Here is a 411-nt window from a genome sequence, read left to right as displayed (position 1 = left end):
CACCTGTCGAATATAGTCGCGTTTGCCGCGCAACCTGTCAAGCATTTGTATTTGCTTTGCAACTTATCAGCCGCAAGGGACAAGTATCCGGCGATCAAGCTGGGGCCATGGAGAAGGCCTCACGACGTCCAACCCACCATAATCCCTTCAATCCGCCGCCGGCAACCGCACCGTCACCAGCAGACCGCCCTCCCGCGACTCTCCGAGCGAGACGCTGCCGCCGGCGACCTCGACGACCTCCTTGACGATCGAAAGCCCTAGGCCGCTGCCTTCGGCCTTCGTTCCCATCACCCGGTAAAAACGCTCGAACACCTGGCTGCGTTCGGATTCCGCAATGCCGGGGCCGCTATCCTCCACCAGAAGTTCAGCCTGTCCGTCCCGGCGGGACACCGTGACGGTCACCCTTCCGCC

Annotated in this window: 1 protein-coding gene; it reads right to left on the bottom strand. The window is 62.0% G+C overall.

Features of this window, described 5'->3' with window-relative positions:
• Window positions 1-147: 147 nt before the first annotated feature.
• A partial coding sequence (locus AC1D0P_RS30690) for a sensor histidine kinase (RefSeq protein ID WP_477680183.1) occupies window positions 148-411 on the bottom strand: 264 nt, incomplete at its 5' end.

It is taken from the genome of Polaromonas sp. P1_G2, from assembly GCF_056405515.1.
This window is presented reverse-complemented; position numbering and strand designations above follow the sequence as displayed.